Consider the following 18,656-nt stretch of genomic DNA (forward strand, 5'->3'; position numbering starts at 1 on the left):
AATGTTGTTTTTGTTGTTCGAAGCCTGAGTTTTAGGAGTGGCGGCTTCCCTCCTCACGCATCAGCGCCTGCAGGGTATCGAGCCGGGCACCGTCGAAGGCAATCACGGTGCCCTGCTCGAACACCCGGCGCGCCAGCCCGGTCAGCACCGCACCGGGCGGCAGTTCGATCTGTAGACGCACGCCGCGCTCGTAGGCGCTTTGTACCGTGCCGCGCCAATCGACGATGCGGCACATGTTGAAGGCCAGGTCGTCGCGCAACGCTTGCGGCTTGATCAGCGGACGCGCGCGACTGCCGCTCAGGTAACCGATCTTCGGCGATTGCAGCGGCACTTTGGCGAAGGCTTCGGCCAACCGTTGCGCGGGTGCCTCAAGCAATGGGCAGTGGGACGGCACGCTCACCGCCAGACGCTTGGCCAGGCCAGCTCCGCAACCTTTCGCCAACTCGGCCACCGCTTTCATCGCAGCATCGCTACCGGCAATCACCACCTGGTTATCGGCGTTGATATTGGCCAGATAAACCGGCATTAGCGCGCTGTGCACCCGTGCCAGTAATCCTTCCACCGCGGCTAGATCCAGACCGATGATCGCGGTCATGCCGTAGCCCTGTGGATAAGCCTGCTGCATCAGCTCACCGCGCAGGCTGACCAGATGCAACGCATCGTTGAAACTCAAGACACCGGCCACCACTGCCGCCGGATAAGCGCCGATCGACAAGCCGGCCACATAGTCCGGGGCCATGATCAACTGGCGTGAAGCGGCGACGCCAGCGATCAGCAGGCAAAGCTGAACCGCCCTTGTCGAGCGCAATGCTTCGGCAGAATCCAGCTGCGTCACATCTTCACCGAGCAGATCGCTCGCCTCGACCAACGTTTCCCGAGGCAAACGAGCCAGCATTCCGGGTTGTTGCGCGCCCTGGCCGGGGAACACCAGCAAGCTACTCATGCTGCTTGCTCCTGTGGATTCCACGGATCAGTAACCAGAGTGGCTTGAATGGCATTTTTCAGCAGGACCCGCGACGAAGCACCGGCCCATTCGCGCAAGGCAACGGCACCCGACGGTGTCTGCAACTGCAGGTCCACGCGGCATACGGCGGTGTCGAGAACGGCCACCAACGCCTGAGCGTCGATACGACTCAACGGACGTGGCGTCCGCAGGATCAGGTCGAGGTCGCTGCCTTGGTGCAACGCGGCAAACCCGCTGGCCAATTCGAATCCGGCGCTGCCGCTGACACCCCAGACCCAGCCACTCTCATCGAGGTGCGAGCGCAGTTGCGCCAAGGCACACAGCGCCGGGAAATCACGCAGGCCTTGAACATGGCAGAGTTCTTCCGGCCGCACCCGGCGCGTGATGGCGGAGACGTCCATAAGCGCCGCAAATCGCTGTTCGCGCAACGGTCCGCGCACGCCCACCGCCACCTGCCCCGCCGCACTCAAGGCGCGACGGACCACCACCGGCTGGCCGGCAATGATCGAGTCGATCACCCAGGTCGGGGCATCCGCTGGCAACTGCCGCGGGGTCATGCCCCACAGCAGGTCGTGAGCCAGAAGCGCATTCACCACTGTGCTCTCAACAATTGGCGAACCTTGCTCGACGCCGCACGATTGGCCGCACCGAGACGACCGCTGAGATCTGCACCCTTCCCGGCGATATCGCCCATCGCCTGACCCAGGCACTCGGTCACCCGCGCCAGATCCGCTGCAGTCGGCTGCTCGATCTGCTCAACCGACAAGGTTTCCCACAGCAGCCCGAGGCTGGCATAGCTGTCGATGTCATAGGCCATCGGCGGCACGCTGGCGGCCAGGGTTTCCAGCTCTTCGACGCTGCGCAAGGTCACCCGCGCCGCCGACGCCTTACCCATGGCATGCACCATCACCCCCGGATCGCGCAGGGCGATCAAGCGATTGGCCTGATAGCCGTGGGCCAGAAACGCCCCGGACATCGCTTTGCCCACCAGCAAACCGATCACTGCATGGCCGGCCAGACGGGCACGGGCATAACTGCCCGCCGCTGCGGCCAGCGCCTGATGAATGCCGAGGGCTTCCTCGCGGCGACCATAAGCCTGGCTCGGCACGTCGACGATGGCGACCAGGGCGCGTTTACGTGCCTTGTGCTGATCGGCGGCGATGACTTCATCCACGGCCTTGGCCAGGCCCCAGCCTTCGAGCAAGCCCACTTCGCCATTGCGTGCACGGACGAAGCGGTTTTCCGGGTCGGCCACCACCGTGATGAAACGCACAGGCTGATCGCCCAGCGCACCGTCCGCGACCTTCAGCGAAGCCGGCAATCCCTCGACCGCTTTCGCCCCGGCGCTCAAGGCGTTGAACCATTTCAAGCCTCGCAGAGAATACGAACTCATGGGCGTTCTCCTTGGTACAGATCGCGAACCACGGACGGCTCGATTTGCGGTTCGGCGTCCAGACGCGCCAACCGCTGCAGGAACAGCTCGGCCTGTTGGCTACGTGGTTGCGCCGGCAAACCTTGCTGGAGCAACTCGCCGACTTGCTGGCGAATCTGCGCCACGTCGTCGGCAACATAGCGATCCACCAGACCACTGGCGAAGCGCTGCTCGCCACCGCTCAGGCTCCAGATGAAGGGCCGGTCGCGGGAGTCGTACTCCTCGAGTCCGGCTTCCTGTTCGATCACCTGCGGACCATTCAGGCCGAGTCGCGCCTCCTGGGTCACCAACAGATAGCTGCACAACCCGGCGGCAATCGACATGCCGCCAAAGCAACCGACGCTGCCCGCCACCACACCGACCACGGGTTGGAACTGCTGCAACTCGACAATCGCCGCGTGAATGTCGGCAATGGCTGCCAGGCCGAGGTTGGCTTCCTGCAAGCGCACGCCGCCGGTTTCCAGCAGCAGCACGGCGCGGGTCGGGATGCCGTTGCGGTTGTCTTCGGCGGCCAGTTCCAGCGCACCGGCAATTTTTGCTCCGCCGACTTCACCGAGGCTGCCGCCCTGGAACGCGCCTTCAATGGCCGCGATCACCACCGGCAAACCATCGAGGTTGCCCTTGGCGATCACCACGCCGTCGTCGGCTTGCGGCACCACGCCCTGGCGCGACAGCCACGGCGACATGACCCGTTGAAAGGGGTCGAGCAGTTCGCGGAAAGTGCCGGCGTCGAGCAGGACCTTGGCCCGTTGCCGCGCACCGAGTTCGACGAAGCTGTGCTTGTTGAGCAGGGATGCGCTGTCAGTCATGGCCGATCTCCTCGAAGCCCTGTTCCAGGCGCAGGCGCACTACGCCGGGAGTCGCGCCGAAATCGTGGATGTCGATGGCCATCGCCGGCGGCGTCTGACCGTCGAACATCCGTGCGAACAGATGCTGCCAGCGTTGTTCGCTGCCATTGACCGAGGTCTGCACGTTGATTGTCAGCTTGCCGGCTTGGCCCGGTTCGATCAGCACCTCCAGATCGCCAGAGCCGACACAGCCCACCAGGGTACGACCGCGTGGCGGCTGCCCGGCGGGGAATTCAAAGGATAAGGTTTCCATCAAAACACTCCCTGGATGAGGCCGTCGCCAGACGCGATACGGTCGATAAACAGGCAGGCTGCGAGCAGGTCGGCAGCGCCGCCGGGCGAGGCATTCAACGCGATGAGTTGTTGGTCCAGCTCGTGCAAACGGCGACGTCCACCGAGGCTGGCACTGCCACCCGCATCGAGCACCGCCCGGGCGCCCAGTTGCATGGTGTTCAGGCCTTCTTCACCGGCGCGGTAAAGCACGCAGGTGTCGGCCAGATTCGTCATGATCGCCAGCAGCGCATCGAGCCGGGCGTTCTGCTCGCCATGACCGGCGGCGCGGCTGCGCAGCAGTTGTGGCAGCGCACGTTGGGTCACCGCCGGAAAACCCAGCTGCGCTTCTTCACGGGCACCGCGAGCACCGTAGCGTTGGGCGACTTGCGCACCGTGGCTGAGCGAACGTGGTGCAAAACGGTCGTCAAGCAAGGCCAACCGCGCAGCTCGCAGCGCCACGCTATTGGCGCTGCAGGATTGAGGTTGCAGCGCTGCGGCAGTGATCAACAGGCCCAAGGCCCAGATCGCACCGCGATGGGTGTTCACGCCGTTGGTGGTGTCGAGCATCACTTGCTCGCCTTCGCGACCGATGCGGCCCACGGCTTCGCGCAGGGGCAAGCCGATTTCGCCGAACTCGATGGCGGCTTCAGCCATTTCCTTAAAGGCCGGCCACAAGGACAGCGCCGATGCGTGCATCAGCCCCAGGTGCAAATCGGTGTGAGCGCCATTGCCGCGACGGTCGACCAGTGCCGGTTTCGGCGACAGATCAGCTTCGTCGATCAGTGCGTCCACCGCCAGGTCCGCCAGCCGTTCGGCCAGGCTCAGGTTTTTGGGTTGCAGGTTAAGTGCGTGCATTACCAGCTCCTGAACTTGGCGGGCGGGTTGTAGAGGCCACCGGACCACTCCACCAGGTCGGCCACGCTTTTCGCCGCGAGCAGTTCGCGAGTGGCGTCGGTGCGGCGGATGCCGAGGTCTTCGGGCAAGGCGATCAGGCCTTCGCGGCGCATGCGCGCGGTGTCTTTGGGGTTGTGGCGCAGGCCGATGGCGGTCACCCCGGCGACGGCGGCGATCATCGCCTGGCGTTCTTCCAGCGAGCGCGCCTTGTACAGGTAGGCGATGCCTTCTTCGGTCAACAGGTGGGTCACGTCGTCGCCGTAAACCATGATCGGCGCCAGTGGCATGCCACTTTTCTTCGCCACATCGACTGCATCGAGGGTTTCAACGAAAGTCGGCTTGCCGCCCTCCTGGAAGGTTTCGACCATCTGCACCACGAGTTTCTTGCCGCGCTCGAGCATCGGTTCGGCGACATCCGTGTTGCGCATGTCGAGCCAGGCCGGTGTACCGTGGCGACGACCGCGCGGGTCGTGGCCCATGTTCGGTGCCCCGCCGAAACCGGCCAGGCGCCCGCGAGTGACGGTGGAGGAATGACCATCGCCATCGACCTGCAAAGTCGCGCCGATGAACAGGTCCACGGCGTATTGCCCGGCCAGTTGGCTGAACATCCGATTGGAACGCAGGGAGCCGTCGCGCCCGGTAAAGAACACATCCGGCCGCGCCGCAATGTAGTTCTCCATCCCCAGTTCGGTGCCGAAGCAGTGCACGCTTTCGACCCAGCCGCTTTCAATGGCGGGAATCAGGGTCGGGTGCGGGTTGAGCGTCCAGTTGCGGCAGATCTTGCCTTTGAGGCCGAGGGATTCGCCGTAGGTCGGCAGGATCAGCTCGATGGCTGCGGTGTTGAAACCGATGCCGTGGTTGAGGGACTGCACGTTGTGTTTTTCGTAGATGCCGCGGATCGCCATCATCGCCATCAGCACGTGCACCGGCTTGATGTGCCGCGGGTCGCGGGTGAACAGCGGTTCGATGTAGAACGGTTTGTCGGCCACCACCACGAAGTCGACCCAGGACGCCGGGATGTCCACCCGTGGCAGGTCGCTGACATCGTCCACCAACTGGTTGACCTGGACGATGACGATGCCGTCGCTGAAGGCCGCCGGTTCGATCAGTGCGGGGGTGTCTTCGGTGCTCGGCCCGGTATAGATGTTACCGGCGCGGTCGGCCATGAAACCGGCCGAGAGCACGACGTTGGGAATCAGGTCAACCACCAGCCGTGCGTAGAGTTCGATGTAGGTGTGGATAGCGCCGATTTCCAGCAGGCCGTCTTCGAGCAACTGGCTGATGCGCAGGCTTTGGGTGCCAGCGAAAGAGAAGTCGAGCTTGCGTGCAATGCCGCGTTCGAACAGGTCCAGGTGCTCGGAGCGCCCGACGCTGGGCATGATCATGTGCAGGTCATGCAGTTTCTCGGGGTCGGCCTTGGCCAGGGAACGTGAAAGGAAATCCGCCTGCTTCTGGTTGTTGCCTTCGAGCACCACGCGGTCGCCCGGGAGGATCAACGCCTCCAGCGCCGCGACGATGTTGTCGGTGGGCAACACCACACCGTCGGCAAGACCTCGCACCAGCTCGAGCCGCCGCTGCTTTTCGCTGCGCCGCCGCGTCCATCGCGAGTCGGGGGATATTGTTGTTGTCATGACCACTCCACGGGTTCGCTGTCGTGGAGCTACCTTAGGAGTGTTGGGCGTGGTGTATCAATCAAGCAGAGTGGTGGATCGTTACGCTCAGGTTAATGATCGAGATCTGCGTCGCTCATGCTGGCCTCTTCGCGGGCAAGCCCGCTCCCACAGGGTTAGTGGTTGCCGTTGAATTTGGGCAACACACGGACACTGTGGGAGCGGGCTTGCCCGCGAAGAGGCCGGTGCAGTCAACGCAAGGCCGCGATCAGATGGCCAACCCGGCATCCACCAACAACGCCTCCAGCGCCAACAAATCCGGCACTTTCGCCACCTGCTCCCCCACCTGCACCGCCGCCCGCTCCAGCGCACACAACGGCACATCCACATAACTCAACTGGCTATCGAGCTTGCAGGAGCGCGGAATCCCCTGCACCAACAGCGCGATGAACTTCAGCTCGGGGCGCCCGCCCAGGGCGTTGAGAATGACGATCCGCGCGCGTTCGCCGATGACGATTTTCTGTGCGCAGGCCGACTCGAAACTCAGCAGCGGAATCTGCCGGTCGCGCCACGTCACCAGGCCCAGGTACCACGGCGGTGTGTCGAGGTCGAACGTCCCCGGCTGCTGGTAATCGATCAGCTCGGCAACGGCGACGTTGGGCAGGAGCAGGTTGCGGTCGGCCAACGGCAGCAGCAGGCCGGTGAGGTTGCTGGTGCGGTGCTCAAGCATGGGTCTTGCTCCACAAGGCGATGCTTTCGAGCAGCACCGATTCCTGGTACGGCTTGCCCAGGTAGTCGTTGACGCCGATGGCCATGGCGCGGTCGCGGTGTTTCTGTCCGGTGCGGGAGGTGATCATGATGATCGGCAGGTGTCGCAGGCGTTCGTCGTTGCGCACCTGGGTCGCGACCTCGAAGCCGTCCATGCGCGGCATCTCGATGTCCAGCAGCATCAGGTCGGGCATGTGCTCTTCCAGCAGCAGCATGGCATCGACTCCGTCCTTGGCGGTCAGCACATTCATGCCATGGCGTTCGAGCAAGCGGCTGGTGACCTTGCGCACGGTGACCGAGTCGTCGACCACCATCACCAGCAGCGGTCGGTGCGGTTCGGCCTCGATCTCTTGCCCGACCGGACGCTGGGGTACACGGGCCTGCATGGCGCGGATCGGCGCCAGCAAATCCAGAATCAGCACCACCCGGCCATCCCCGAGAATCGTCGCCCCGGACACCCCTTGAACCGCCGCAAACTGCGGCCCCAGGCTCTTGACCACGATTTCGCGAGTGCCGGCCATGGCGTCCACCAACACTGCGATGTGCCGCTCGTTGCACTGCACCAGCAACACCGGCAATGGCAGGCTCTGGCCCAACAGTTTCGGGCGCGGGCTGGTTTTCAGCAACTCACCCAGGTAGCACAGTTCGTAACGTTGCCCGGCGTATTCGTAGGTCGGCGAATCGAAACGGAAATACCCTTCGAGTTCATTGGGCAGGACGCGCACGATGCCGTCGATGGTATTGAGCGGGATCGCGTATTGGTCCTCACCGCACTGAACCATCAACGCCCGGTTGACCGATACGGTAAACGGCAGGCGAATGCGGAAATGCACGCCCTGCCCGGGCACCGAGTCGATGCTCATGGTGCCGCCCAATTGCCGCACCTCTTCGTGCACTACATCCATGCCAACGCCGCGCCCGGAGATCTGGGTGATTTTTTCGGCGGTGGAAAAACCCGGTTGCAGGATGAACTGCAACACATCGTGATCACTGATGACGCTGTCCGGGGCGAGCAGGCCGCGCTTGATCGCCTTGCGCCGCACCGCGTCCAGCGGCACACCGGCGCCGTCGTCGCGGATGTCGAAAATGATGTCGCCCCCTTCGCGCAGCAGATCGAGGGTGATCTTGCCTTTGGCCGGTTTCCCCGCCGCCAGCCGCACGTCGACAGACTCCAGGCCATGGTCGACGGCGTTGCGCAGCATGTGTTCCAGCGGCGCGGCCATGCGTTCGAGAACGTTGCGGTCCATCTCGCCTTCGGCGTTGTCGACGATGAAGTCCACGTCCTTGCCCAGTTCACTGGACACCTGCCGGACGATGCGCTGCAAACGCGGGAGCATGCGTTCGAACGGCACCATGCGCGTGCGCATCAGCCCTTCCTGCAACTCGGTGTTGATGCGGCCCTGCTGTTGCAGCAGGTTTTCCGTGTCCTGATTGCGTCGCTCGAGGGTTTCCTTGAGGTCAAGCAAGTCAGAGGCCGATTCGAACAGCGCCCGGGACAATTGCTGCAACTGTGAGTGACGGTCCATTTCCAGCGGGTCGAATTCCTCGTAACCCAGGCGTTCGGCATCGACTTGCTGGCGGCTGAGGATCCGCCCCTGGGTTTCGGTATCGAGGCGGCGCAACTGGTCGCGCATCCGCTCGATGGTGGTCTCCATCTCATTGAGGGCGATGTGCGCATCGTTGACCTGCTGTTCGATCCGGCCACGGAAGATCGATGTTTCACCGGCCAGGTTGACCAGATCGTCGAGCAGCTCTGCCGAGACCTTGACCATGTCTGCGCCGGCATCGGACGGCGGCGCCAGCGGCTCGGCCTTGGGCGTGGCCGAAGGCGCAACCGGCGCGGGCGCTTCAGGCACGGCCGGGTGGCTGAAATTCTTGATCGCATCGATCAAGCGGTCGGCTGGTGGCATCGGCTCGCCGGCGCGGGCCGCATCGAGCATCTGCGCCAGGCGGTCATGGCTGCGCTGCAACAGCGCGAACAACGGCTCCGTCGGTTGCAGCACACCGGTGGACAGGCCTTCGTAGAGAAACTCCAGTTCATGGGCCAGATCGCCAATCGCGGCGATTTCCACCATGCGCGCGCCACCCTTGAGGGTGTGCAGGTCGCGCAGCAGAGTTTCCACTTCCTGACGACTCGAAGGCTGGGCCTGCCAGCGCTCCAGCGCCGCCCCGGAGCTTTCGATGATGTCGAAACCTTCCTCGAGGAAGATCTCCAGCAATTCCGGATCGTGCGCAGCCGCGTCGTTGTCGGTCGCCTGCCGGGGGGACTCGGCGATACCCGCATGACCTTGACGGTAGGCACGAATGGCTTCGATCAGCTCACGGGCATCGTCCAGCGGCTGGTTGAGCTGCAACTGTTCGAGGTACAACGCCAGTCGCTCATGGCTCTGTTTGAGCAGCACCGCCAGTGAATCGCTGAAGGCATAACGACGGTCCACCAGGCCCTGATAAAGGCTTTCCAGTTCATGGGCCAGATCGCCGACCGGCCCGACCTCGGCCATACGCGCGCCGCCTTCGAGAGTGTGCAGATCCCGTTGCAGGGACGACAGCGGCGCGGCGTTGTCCGAGTCGCGCAACCAGCGCTGCAAGGCCTGACCGGCGCTTTCGAGGATATCCACCGCTTCTTCAAGGAAGATCGCAACGATTTCATCGTCCAGCCCCGTGGCCGTGGAGGCCTGGGCCAGTTCCTCGGTGGCAGCCCCCAATTCGCGGATGCTCAGGCTGCGGCTGCCATCGCTGCGGATCAGGCCCATGGACGACGGGTCAAGGCTCTCGTCGAGCAGCTCGCGCAAGGCCCTGATCCGTTGCGGTTGCGGGCTGACTTCCTGGCCGGCTGCCAGTTCGTCGAGCATGTTGATCAGCGCTTCGTGGGCAGCCTGTGCCTCATGGAAAAACCGCTCGCTGACCGCCAGGCTGCTTTCTTCCACGGCGCCGTAGAGATCGAGCAACGCTTCGCACAACTCATCCACCGGGTGCAGGTCGGCCAGATGGGCGCCTTCGCCGAGAGTGGTCAATTCGTCCAGCAGCGCGCTGAGTTCCTGACGTTCGCCTGGGTGTTGCTGCCAACGCTGCAACAGGCTTTCGGCGTCCAGCAGGATGTCCATGCCCTGGGCGAGGAAGTTGTTGATCAGTTGCGGATCGCGCTTGATCCGCAGCCCGGTGTTCGGTGTGCTCAGGAGGTTTTCCAGGCGTTCGGCCAGCAGCGCCCTGGCGCGCTCGGTCAAACCCCGGGCACCGGGAATTTCCGCCAGCGGATCGCGTTTGAGCTGGCGCAAGCCGAGGCGAAACAGCCCTTCAGCTTCCAGCAGCAATTCGACCTCATCCAGATCCAGCGCGATCAGGTGCGCCTTGTATTCCCGGGCCAGTTGATCCAGCGGCGCGGCCAGCTCGGCAATCGGCAACACACCGGCCATATAGGCACTGCCCTTGAGGGTGTGCAAGGCACGCTGCAATTCGTCGCTGGCCTGCAACGGCACATGTTCGGCAGCCTGATCAAGGAAGCGATTGAGGCTGCCTAAATGGGTTTGAGCCTCTTTGCGGAAGATCTCCAGCAACAGCGGGTCGAGGGCCGCGACATCTTGCGTATCCTCATCGGACACCGGTTCATCGCCTTTGGCCAGGGCGTGGGCGCGAGCGGCCAACTGATCGACATCGTTGCGCTGACGCTGGGCATTGGCGGCGTATTCGGCCACCAGTTCAGGCAGCAGATGCAGCACATCGCCGATCAGTTGCTGCACCGTAGCGCCCGGCTCCACGCTGTTTTCCAGTACGCGGTTGAGCAGGTTTTCCATGGCCCAGGCCAGCTCGCCCAGCACCAGAGCGCGCACCATGCGGCCACTGCCCTTGAGGGTATGAAAGGCGCGGCGCAGCTCGCTCAGGGCCGAGTGGTTGTCAGGGTTGACCGACCAGCGCGGCAAGTATTCGCGCAGGATCTCCAGGACTTCGTCGGTTTCTTCGAGGAACACCTCGCGCAGCTCATCGTCAACCGGCTCTTCGCCTGCAGGTGGCGGCAACAGGCTGCCCGGGGTGTTCAGCGCGGGTGGGTTCAGGCTCGAAACCGGGCTGGCAAGCACATCGGCCAGGGTCTGGACGGTCTGCGGATCATCCAGCTCCTGCATCAACTGCATGACCTGCGCTTCAGTCGGGTTGAGCACATCATCCAGCACGGGCACATGCTGTTCACTGGGGAAAAACCCGAGGCTCGCCAGGCTTTTTTCCGCGACATCGAGCAGGTTTTCGCCCTGGGCCTGCGGGTCATCGCTGAGGCGCTCGAGGTAGTACTCGATGCTGGTGACCACATCGGCCAGGCTGTCCAGCTCCTGCCAGCCGGGTTGACCCGGCTCGAGCAACAGGTGCTCGCGAATGAAGTGATTGCAGGTTTCGACCAGGCTCGCCGCCCGGCTCAAGGGAATCATCGCCAGCGCGCCGCGCACCTGGGTCAGCAGGGCCGGCAGCGTCTGCAAATGCTGGCGGTCCCAATCGGCGTCGATGTAGTCGATGATCATGTCCTTGGCCTGCTGCAAACAGATGCGGGCCTCCTTGATCACGATCTGATGGATCTGCGTCAGGTCGGTGGTCGGCAGGCGGTTGTCATCCTGGCTCTCCGGCTCCACGGTTCCGACCATGCCGGCCAGCGTCGCTTCGACGTACAACAGGGCCCCGGCAACGTCCATGAGGATCGCATCGTTGGGTTCACGCTGGCCTTGGGCGAGGCTGAGCACCACCGCCAGTTGATCGATGATCACCTTGCGCGGCTGGCCGAAACCCAGGACCGCCAGGGTGTCGGCGATTTGCCGCAGCGGCGCCAGCAGGCTGTCGAGGTCGGAGGTGTGCTGGCGGTCACTGCGCACGAACAGGTCCAGGCGCTCCTTGACCCGCACCAGCTCTTCGCACAGCGCCGCCAACACCGAGCGCATGGCATCACGGTCGGGCCCGGCCAGCCGCGCGCGTTCTTCATCGACCATCGCGCTGTCGGGCAGCGCGTCGTCCAGTGAGTAGCGTTCTTTCATGGTCAGCATCTGCCCGGTGAGATGTTCGGCTTTGGCAATGTAGAACAGCAAACTCTTGAGCAGCTCCGGCGGGGCCGGTTGATTGATGCCGGGCATGCCTTGTTCGAGCAGGCGCTTGAGTTCCTTGTCGGCATCCTTGAACAGGCTGCGCAAGGCCGGGCTGTTGGCGATCGCACCGCCCTGCATGCCTTCGACCAGCGCCGATGCCACCTGCCATAACGGGCCAAGGGGGGCGTCGGCACACAGTGCTTCGAGGCGGGTGAAGACCTTGGCCAGGTAATCGAGGTTGGTGTCGTTGTCCTGTTCACGCAGGAATCCGACCAGCGCCATTTGCAGCATCTGTCGCAGCTTGCGCAGCACACCGGGCAAATCAGCCGGTTCCAGTTGCGCCAGCGTTTGTGCGTCCAGCGCTGGCAACTCGGGCAATTGCGGGCTGAACAGGCTGGTTTCCGACAAAAGGCTTTCGCCACGGGCGCTGCGCAGGTCGTTGATCAGGGGCAACACCACCAGTGGCAAGTCGCGACGCGCGCCCTGCACCCGGTCGAGGTAGATCGGCAACTGCCCGAGGGCCTGCATCAACAGGTGCAACGCCTCGTCGCGATGGCTGACACGGTTGCCCTGCAAGGCCATGGCCAGTTGTTCCATTTCTTCGGCGAGCAACGCCGCGCCGTAGAACTCGACCATCTGCAAACTGCCGTGGACCTGATGGATGCATGCCAGGCAGTCATCCAGCGCTTGGGTCGCCTGCGGGTCATCGAGCAGGTTTTCAATCGCGTGATGAGCCTGTTTCAGCGTTTCGGCAATCTCGCCCTTGACCCACTCGAGGGCCACATAGTCGTGCCGATCACCCATAACCACTCCAATCACGATTCAAATACCCATGGGCGGTTCAAGCTTTGTCCACAACCTGCACCTTGGCATCCGGCAAGGTGAAACCGGACACCGAACGACGCAACTGACTGGCCATTTTCGCCAGGTTTCCGATGCTGTCGGCCGTGGCGGTGGAACCCGACGACGTCTGCGAGGTGATCTGCTGGATCACGTTCATCGTCAGGGAAATCTGGCCGGCCGACGACGTCTGCTGTTGCGCCGCATTGGAAATGCTCTGGATCAACGCCGCAAGTGTCTTGGAAACGCCCTCGATTTCTTCCAGGGCCACACCGGCATCCTGCGCCAGACGAGCGCCGCGCACCACTTCGGTCGTCGTCTGTTCCATGGAGATGACTGCTTCGTTGGTATCGGTCTGGATCGCCCGCACCAGGGTTTCGATCTGCCGTGTAGCGGCGGACGAGCGCTCGGCCAGGCGCTGCACTTCATCGGCGACCACGGCGAAGCCGCGACCGGCGTCACCGGCCATGGACGCCTGGATGGCCGCGTTGAGGGCAAGGATATTGGTCTGGTCGGCAATATCATCGATCAGGCTGACAATGTCGCCGATTTCCTGGGAGGACTCGCCCAGGCGCTTGATGCGTTTGGCGGTGTCCTGAATCTGTTCGCGAATGTTGTCCATGCCGTGGATGGTGTTGTGCACCACCTCGTTGCCCTTGTTGGCGATTTCCACCGAGCGCTCGGCAACCGCCGAAGATTCCGCCGCGTTGGCCGATACCTGGTCGATGGATTCGGCCATTTCGTTGATCGCCATGGAGGCCTCGGAAATCTGCTGGGCTTGATGCTCCGAGGCTTGGGCCAGGTGCATGGCGGTGGCCTGGGTTTCCTGCACGGCGGCGGCCACCTGGCCAGCGGTGAGGTTGATGGTCGCGACCAGATCGCGCAACTGGTCGACGGAGTAATTGATCGAGTCGGCGATGGTGCCGGTAAAGTCTTCGGTCACCGAGGCCGTTACCGTGAGGTCGCCATCGGCCAGGTCTTCGATTTCGTCGAGCAAGCGCATGATCGCGTTCTGGTTACGCTCGTTTTTCTCGGCGGTTTCGCGCAACTGACGATTGGTTTCGCGCACCATCACCAGGCCGATCAGGATGATCGAAGCCAGCGCCAGCAAGCCCAGCACATAACCGCCTATGGTGTCGGTGGTGCGCCCGCCGACCATGTTTTCGAAACCGCTGGCCAGATGTGAGGCTTCGTCGAGCAGGGTTTGCGACAGACTGAAAATGTTCGAGGCCGATTCGCGGACTTTGAACAGCTCCGGCGAGGTTTCGAGGATCTCGTCCACCGAGCCCGAGACGAACTCGAACAGCTCGGAGATTTCCGCGAGCCGCGCACGGGCGTCGCGGTCTTCGACCTGGCTGACCTTGAGCGCCGGGTCGCCCTGGAGCATGCCGTTGAGTACCTTGCCGAACTGCGTTGCGTCACGCCCGAACGCATCGGCGGCCTGCTGTGAGTTTTCGTCACCGGCCAATACCGTGTTGACCGCGCCGAGGATCCGTTCGGCCAGCAGCGACTGGCGCTGAGCCATGGCCACCTGGGCCGCCGGAGCGCCCCGTTGCAGGAGAATCTCGACGACTTTTTCGTACTCGACCTGCAACTGCGGCACCGTTTCGGCCAGGGTCGCGGCGACCTGATGCAGCGACAGTACGGTTTGCTCGCTGGAAAGAATCGCATCGGTGTTTTTCAGCAGGCGTTCCCAGTCCTGTTGCACCGCACGCATCTCTGGACGCACGGTGGCCGGGGCCGGCGGCAGGCCGGTGGCAGGATCGCCCTTCTTCAGATAACCCCAGCGCCGGGCAAAATCGTTGCGAGCATCGCTGAGCAACTTGAACGCGGCAGCCTTGCCGGCGGCGGCTTCGGTGGCGTTCTTGGCGATCCGCTGGGACAGCACGCGCAGTTCGCCGGCGTGGCCGATGTACTGTTTGTCGTAGGTAGCCTGGGTGTTGAGGTACGCGAAGTTGGCGAACAGCAGCATGATGAAGATGATCAGCGCGATGAACAGCACGATAATCTGCGACCGGCTGCGCGACCCTTCCATTGGCTTGCCTGCTTTTGCTTTTATCATCGGTCCTCGCCTGTTAACCAACACCCTGTAATGCCCGCCGAAGAAACTGTGGGAGCGGGCTTGCCCGCGATAGCGGTGTATCAGTCGACACTGATGCTGGCTGTCAGTCCGTCATCGCGAGCAAGCTCGCTCCCACAGGGTTTTCCGTTGTACCGGCTACACCGCGACGTTCATGAACCCCTGGGACCGCGTCAACGCAAACGGGCTGAATACCTGCCAGCACTGCTCGCGCTGAAACCGGCCTTTGACGAACGCCGCCACCGGCCCCTTCAACTCGTCCGCCGACACCAATTCCAGACTATCCTGGGCAAAGTGCTGAAGGCCGAAGACTTCATCGACCAGCAACCCGGCAAACACCTCTTCATGCTCCACCACCAACACCCGCCGCTGTCGGCGCACCGCCGAAAGCTCGTGCCCGAAGAAGCCGCACAAGTCCATGACCGGCAACAAACGCCCGCGCAGGTTGGCGACACCCTTGACCCAGGGTTTGACCCCCGGCAACTGAGTGGAGCGCGGCTCGTGCAGGACTTCGCTGACTTCGCTCATGGGCGCGACATACCAGTGTTCGCCCAGGCGAAAACCGATGCCGCTCCAACTGTCCCGCCGGGCTGGCTGGGACGGCAAGTCCGCCGCCAGCAAACGACAGCGCTGATCGATTTGCAGCAGCAACTCGAAGGCCGTCAGCGACTCGTTCATGGCCTGACGATCAACCGGCCAGCACGTTGTTCAGGGTCTTGATCAGGGTGTCTTCATCGACCGGCTTGGTCAGGTAATCCTTGGCGCCCTGGCGCGTGCCCCAGACCTTGTCGGTTTCCTGATCCTTGGTGGTGATGATGATCACCGGGATGTGCCCGGTTTCCGGGTCCTTGGTCAGCTGGCGGGTCGCCTGGAAGCCGTTGAGGCCGGGCATGACGATGTCCATCAGGACCGCATCGGGCTTTTCCTGGCGGGCCAGGGCGACGCCGTCGGCACCGTTTTCGGCTTTCAACACTTCATGACCGTGCTTTTCCAGCATGCCGGTCAGTTTGTACATTTCGGTCGGCGAATCATCGACGATCAGAATACGTGCCATGGTCTTCCCCATTCTTGTCGACGCCGGGCCCGATGGCCGAGCGTCACTGTGCGTGTCCTACTGCGGCAAAACGGCGGCGAAGCCAGGAACATGGGCCTGGATCGCATCAAGCAATTCTTCCTTGCTGAACGGCTTGGTCAAAAACTGGTCGGAGCCGACGATGCGCCCCTTGGCCTTGTCGAACAGCCCGTCCTTGGACGACAGCATAATCACCGGCGTGGACTTGAACGCGCTGTTGTTCTTGATCAGGGCGCAGGTCTGATAGCCATCCAGGCGCGGCATCATGATGTCGACAAAGATGATGCCGGGGTGGTTGTCGGCAATCTTGGCCAGGGCATCAAAACCGTCGATGGCCGTGATGACCTCACAACCCACGTTCTTGAGCAGCGTTTCGGCGGTGCGACGGATCGTCTTCGAATCGTCGATCACCATGACCTTCAAGGCGCTGGGGTGCTGTTCCATAAAATGCTCTACCGTCGCCTTTGCGAAACAAATTGTCCGTTTGCCGGTTAACGCGGCTCAAAACCCTTGATGCTCAAGGGCCGGCACGACATGGCAGCCTTTTTAGCACAGTCTCCAGAACCAATCTATCGGCCGACCCGCAAGGTGGTTTTTCCTTGACCGGGAACACACTCAGCGCCACTCTGACGCCACTTTTTTCATACCGATCCGGTAGCCAATTTTCGAGGAAAACCCAATGAGCGTTCGCGTCGGGATTGTCATGGACCCTATCGCCAGCATTTCCTATAAAAAGGATAGCTCGCTGGCCATGCTGCTGGCCGCGCAGAAGCGTGGCTGGGAACTGTTCTACATGGAACAGCGCGACCTGTATCAGGGCGAAGGCCAGGCCCGGGCCCGGATGCGTCCGCTGCAGGTTTTCGCCAACCCGGAAAAATGGTTCGAACTGGGCGCCGAAAGCGACGCGCTGCTGAGCGATCTGGACGTGATCCTGATGCGCAAGGATCCGCCGTTCGACATGGAGTTCGTCTACTCCACCTATTTGCTGGAACAGGCCGAGCGCGCTGGCGTGCTGGTGGTCAACAAGCCGCAGAGCCTGCGCGACTGCAACGAGAAGCTGTTCGCCACGCTGTTCCCGCAGTGCACGCCGCCGACCGTGGTCAGCCGCCGCGCCGACGTGTTGCGTGAGTTCGCCGCCAAGCACGGCGACGTGATCCTCAAGCCGCTGGACGGCATGGGCGGCACGTCGATTTTCCGTCACCGCGCGGGCGATCCGAACCTGTCGGTGATCCTCGAAACCCTGACCGCCCTCGGTGCCCAGCAGATCATGGGCCAGGCCTACCTGCCGGCGATCAAGGACGGTGACAAGCGCATCCTGATGATCGATGGCGAGCCTGTGGATTATTGCCTGGCGCGGATTCCGGCCCAGGGCGAAACCCGTGGCAACCTCGCTGCCGGTGGCCGTGGCGAAGCCCGCCCGCTGACCGACAAGGACCGCTGGATCGCCGCGCAAGTCGGCCCGACCCTGCGTGAAAAAGGCCTGTTGTTCGTTGGCCTGGACGTGATCGGCGAACACCTGACCGAAATCAACGTCACCAGCCCGACCTGCATTCGCGAGATCGATAACGCGTTTGGCACTGACATCGGCGGCATGCTGATGGAGGCCATCGAGAAGCAGCTGCAAGCTGCAAGCCTCAAGCGGCAAGTTTGAAGCACGCGCACTTGCTTTTCGCTTGAAGCTTGAAGCTTGAAGCTTCAAGCTGATCCTCTTACAGCTTGTCGCTTGCAGCTTGAAGCTTGAAGCTAAAAACCAACATTGCGTTATCATGCCGGGCCCGTAAAAACGCGATGTTGGTTTTTTTGTCATGACACTCCCGTCCGATCTGCCTGCCGAACTCGCCCACCGTGGCGTGCGCCCGGTCGATCGCCTCGGTTTTACCCTGTTTCTGGCTGCGCTGGTCCACCTGGCCTTGCTGTTGGGTGTCGGATTTGCAGTGGTCGAGCCCAAGCAGATCAGCAAAACCCTGGAAATCACCCTCGCCACCTTCAAGAGCGAAAAGAAGCCCGAGAAAGCCGATTTCCTGGCTCAGGAGAATCAGCAAGGCAGCGGCACCCTGGATAAAAAGGCGATTCCCAAGACCACCGAGGTCGCGCCGTTCCAGGACAACAAGGTGCAAAAGGTCACGCCACCGCCGGCCGCCAAGCCTGAAATTCAGGAAGCTCCGCCCAAGGCTGCCGTGACCACCGTGGCGCCGAAACCGAAAAAAGCCCCCGCCAAGACCGAGGAACCCAAGACCGAGGTCAAGCCCCAGGTCCAGGCGCCGACCTTCGACAGCGAGCAACTGTCCAGCGACATCGCCAGCCTCGAAGCGGAACTGGCCGCCGAACAACAGCTGTACGCCAAGCGCCCGCGCATCCACCGCTTGAGCGCGGCCTCGACCATGCGCGACAAGGGCGCCTGGTATAAGGACGAATGGCGCAAGAAAGTCGAGCGCATCGGCAACCTCAACTATCCCGACGAAGCGCGGCGCAAGCAGATCTATGGCAACTTGCGCCTGATGGTGTCGATCAACCGTGATGGTTCACTGTATGAAGTGCTGGTGCTGGAATCTTCAGGTCAGCCGCTGCTGGATCAGGCAGCCCAGCGCATCGTTCGCCTGGCGGCACCGTTTGCACCCTTTACCGGGGATCTGTCGGACATCGACCGCCTGGAAATCATCCGCACCTGGAAATTTGCCCGCGGCGATCGCCTTTCCAGCAACTGACCCCACAAATCCCCTGTGGGAGCGGGCTTGCTCGGGTAGAAACCGGAGACATCCTTTACGTTTTAAACCGGAGACATCGTTTACAGGTATGAAATACGGTCAGGAGGTGCCTG

At 62.7% G+C, this 18,656-nt stretch carries 15 protein-coding genes; 2 read left to right on the plus strand and 13 right to left on the minus strand.

Annotation, left to right across the window (positions count from 1 at the left end; all coding sequences use genetic code 11):
• Window positions 1-31 precede the first annotated feature (31 nt).
• The 13 genes from mdcH to pilG all read right to left on the minus strand — a co-directional run bounded on the left by mdcH (window position 32) and on the right by pilG (window position 16,282).
• Complete coding sequence (mdcH, locus tag PMI34_RS13255) at window positions 32-943, minus strand: malonate decarboxylase subunit epsilon (protein ID WP_008050287.1); 912 nt, start codon at window positions 941-943, stop codon at window positions 32-34.
• Window positions 940-1,560: a malonate decarboxylase holo-ACP synthase gene (locus PMI34_RS13250; RefSeq protein ID WP_008050289.1), complete on the minus strand. Its 621-nt coding sequence runs from the start codon at window positions 1,558-1,560 to the stop codon at window positions 940-942. Before PMI34_RS13250 ends, mdcH begins: the two co-directional genes overlap by 4 nt.
• Window positions 1,554-2,357, minus strand: coding sequence for a biotin-independent malonate decarboxylase subunit gamma (gene mdcE, locus PMI34_RS13245; RefSeq protein WP_008050290.1), 804 nt, complete (start codon window positions 2,355-2,357; stop codon window positions 1,554-1,556). Before mdcE ends, PMI34_RS13250 begins: the two co-directional genes overlap by 7 nt.
• Window positions 2,354-3,205 carry a biotin-independent malonate decarboxylase subunit beta gene (locus PMI34_RS13240; protein WP_008050298.1) on the minus strand — a complete coding sequence of 284 codons (852 nt, stop codon included), beginning with the start codon at window positions 3,203-3,205 and terminating at the stop codon, window positions 2,354-2,356. Before PMI34_RS13240 ends, mdcE begins: the two co-directional genes overlap by 4 nt.
• Entirely contained in the window at window positions 3,198-3,497 is a 300-nt protein-coding gene (locus tag PMI34_RS13235) for a malonate decarboxylase subunit delta (RefSeq protein WP_008001147.1), read from the minus strand. The genes PMI34_RS13240 and PMI34_RS13235 overlap by 8 nt, the downstream gene beginning before the upstream one ends.
• Window positions 3,497-4,372, minus strand: coding sequence for a triphosphoribosyl-dephospho-CoA synthase (locus PMI34_RS13230; protein WP_008050302.1), 876 nt, complete (start codon window positions 4,370-4,372; stop codon window positions 3,497-3,499). Before PMI34_RS13230 ends, PMI34_RS13235 begins: the two co-directional genes overlap by 1 nt.
• Window positions 4,372-6,042, minus strand: coding sequence for a malonate decarboxylase subunit alpha (gene mdcA / locus PMI34_RS13225; protein WP_008050304.1), 1,671 nt, complete (start codon window positions 6,040-6,042; stop codon window positions 4,372-4,374). The genes PMI34_RS13230 and mdcA overlap by 1 nt, the downstream gene beginning before the upstream one ends.
• Before the next feature lie 247 nt (window positions 6,043-6,289).
• Window positions 6,290-6,751, minus strand: coding sequence for a chemotaxis protein CheW (locus tag PMI34_RS13220; RefSeq protein ID WP_008050305.1), 462 nt, complete (start codon window positions 6,749-6,751; stop codon window positions 6,290-6,292).
• Entirely contained in the window at window positions 6,744-12,650 is a 5,907-nt protein-coding gene (locus PMI34_RS13215; protein ID WP_008050306.1) for an Hpt domain-containing protein, read from the minus strand. Before PMI34_RS13215 ends, PMI34_RS13220 begins: the two co-directional genes overlap by 8 nt.
• 37 nt (window positions 12,651-12,687) lie before the next feature.
• Window positions 12,688-14,748, minus strand: coding sequence for a methyl-accepting chemotaxis protein (locus tag PMI34_RS13210; RefSeq protein ID WP_032829695.1), 2,061 nt, complete (start codon window positions 14,746-14,748; stop codon window positions 12,688-12,690).
• Window positions 14,749-14,904: 156 nt separating this feature from the next.
• A complete protein-coding gene (locus PMI34_RS13205; RefSeq protein WP_008050310.1) occupies window positions 14,905-15,444 on the minus strand; it encodes a chemotaxis protein CheW in 540 nt (179 codons plus the stop codon).
• A gap of 10 nt (window positions 15,445-15,454) precedes the next feature.
• A complete protein-coding gene (gene pilH / locus PMI34_RS13200) occupies window positions 15,455-15,820 on the minus strand; it encodes a twitching motility response regulator PilH (protein ID WP_007897961.1) in 366 nt (121 codons plus the stop codon).
• A gap of 57 nt (window positions 15,821-15,877) precedes the next feature.
• Window positions 15,878-16,282 (minus strand): twitching motility response regulator PilG, encoded by a 405-nt coding sequence (gene pilG, locus PMI34_RS13195; RefSeq protein ID WP_007987791.1) that lies wholly within the window; start codon window positions 16,280-16,282, stop codon window positions 15,878-15,880.
• Window positions 16,283-16,517: 235 nt separating this feature from the next.
• Here pilG and gshB point away from each other — a divergent pair, with 235 nt between their 5' ends.
• Both gshB and PMI34_RS13185 read left to right on the plus strand, forming a co-directional pair.
• Window positions 16,518-17,489, plus strand: a complete 972-nt coding sequence (gshB, locus tag PMI34_RS13190) for a glutathione synthase (protein WP_008050313.1) — start codon at window positions 16,518-16,520, stop codon at window positions 17,487-17,489.
• Between the two features lie 154 nt (window positions 17,490-17,643).
• Window positions 17,644-18,543, plus strand: a complete 900-nt coding sequence (locus PMI34_RS13185; RefSeq protein ID WP_008050314.1) for an energy transducer TonB — start codon at window positions 17,644-17,646, stop codon at window positions 18,541-18,543.
• Window positions 18,544-18,656 lie beyond the last annotated feature (113 nt).

It is taken from the genome of Pseudomonas sp. GM74, from assembly GCF_000282455.1.
In the GTDB taxonomy this organism is placed as follows: Bacteria; Pseudomonadota; Gammaproteobacteria; order Pseudomonadales; family Pseudomonadaceae; genus Aquipseudomonas.

Coding starts and splice junctions, on each gene's coding strand:
- mdcE (WP_008050290.1), bottom strand. CDS start 2,357: ATGAGTTCGTATTCTCTGCGAGGCTTGAAATGGTTCAACGCCTTGAGC.
- PMI34_RS13235 (WP_008001147.1), bottom strand. CDS start 3,497: ATGGAAACCTTATCCTTTGAATTCCCCGCCGGGCAGCCGCCACGCGGT.
- PMI34_RS13210 (WP_032829695.1), bottom strand. CDS start 14,748: ATGATAAAAGCAAAAGCAGGCAAGCCAATGGAAGGGTCGCGCAGCCGG.
- mdcH (WP_008050287.1), bottom strand. CDS start 943: ATGAGTAGCTTGCTGGTGTTCCCCGGCCAGGGCGCGCAACAACCCGGA.
- mdcA (WP_008050304.1), bottom strand. CDS start 6,042: ATGACAACAACAATATCCCCCGACTCGCGATGGACGCGGCGGCGCAGC.
- PMI34_RS13215 (WP_008050306.1), bottom strand. CDS start 12,650: ATGGGTGATCGGCACGACTATGTGGCCCTCGAGTGGGTCAAGGGCGAG.
- PMI34_RS13230 (WP_008050302.1), bottom strand. CDS start 4,372: ATGCACGCACTTAACCTGCAACCCAAAAACCTGAGCCTGGCCGAACGG.
- PMI34_RS13220 (WP_008050305.1), bottom strand. CDS start 6,751: ATGCTTGAGCACCGCACCAGCAACCTCACCGGCCTGCTGCTGCCGTTG.
- PMI34_RS13240 (WP_008050298.1), bottom strand. CDS start 3,205: ATGACTGACAGCGCATCCCTGCTCAACAAGCACAGCTTCGTCGAACTC.
- PMI34_RS13185 (WP_008050314.1), top strand. CDS start 17,644: ATGACACTCCCGTCCGATCTGCCTGCCGAACTCGCCCACCGTGGCGTG.
- PMI34_RS13205 (WP_008050310.1), bottom strand. CDS start 15,444: ATGAACGAGTCGCTGACGGCCTTCGAGTTGCTGCTGCAAATCGATCAG.
- pilG (WP_007987791.1), bottom strand. CDS start 16,282: ATGGAACAGCACCCCAGCGCCTTGAAGGTCATGGTGATCGACGATTCG.
- pilH (WP_007897961.1), bottom strand. CDS start 15,820: ATGGCACGTATTCTGATCGTCGATGATTCGCCGACCGAAATGTACAAA.
- gshB (WP_008050313.1), top strand. CDS start 16,518: ATGAGCGTTCGCGTCGGGATTGTCATGGACCCTATCGCCAGCATTTCC.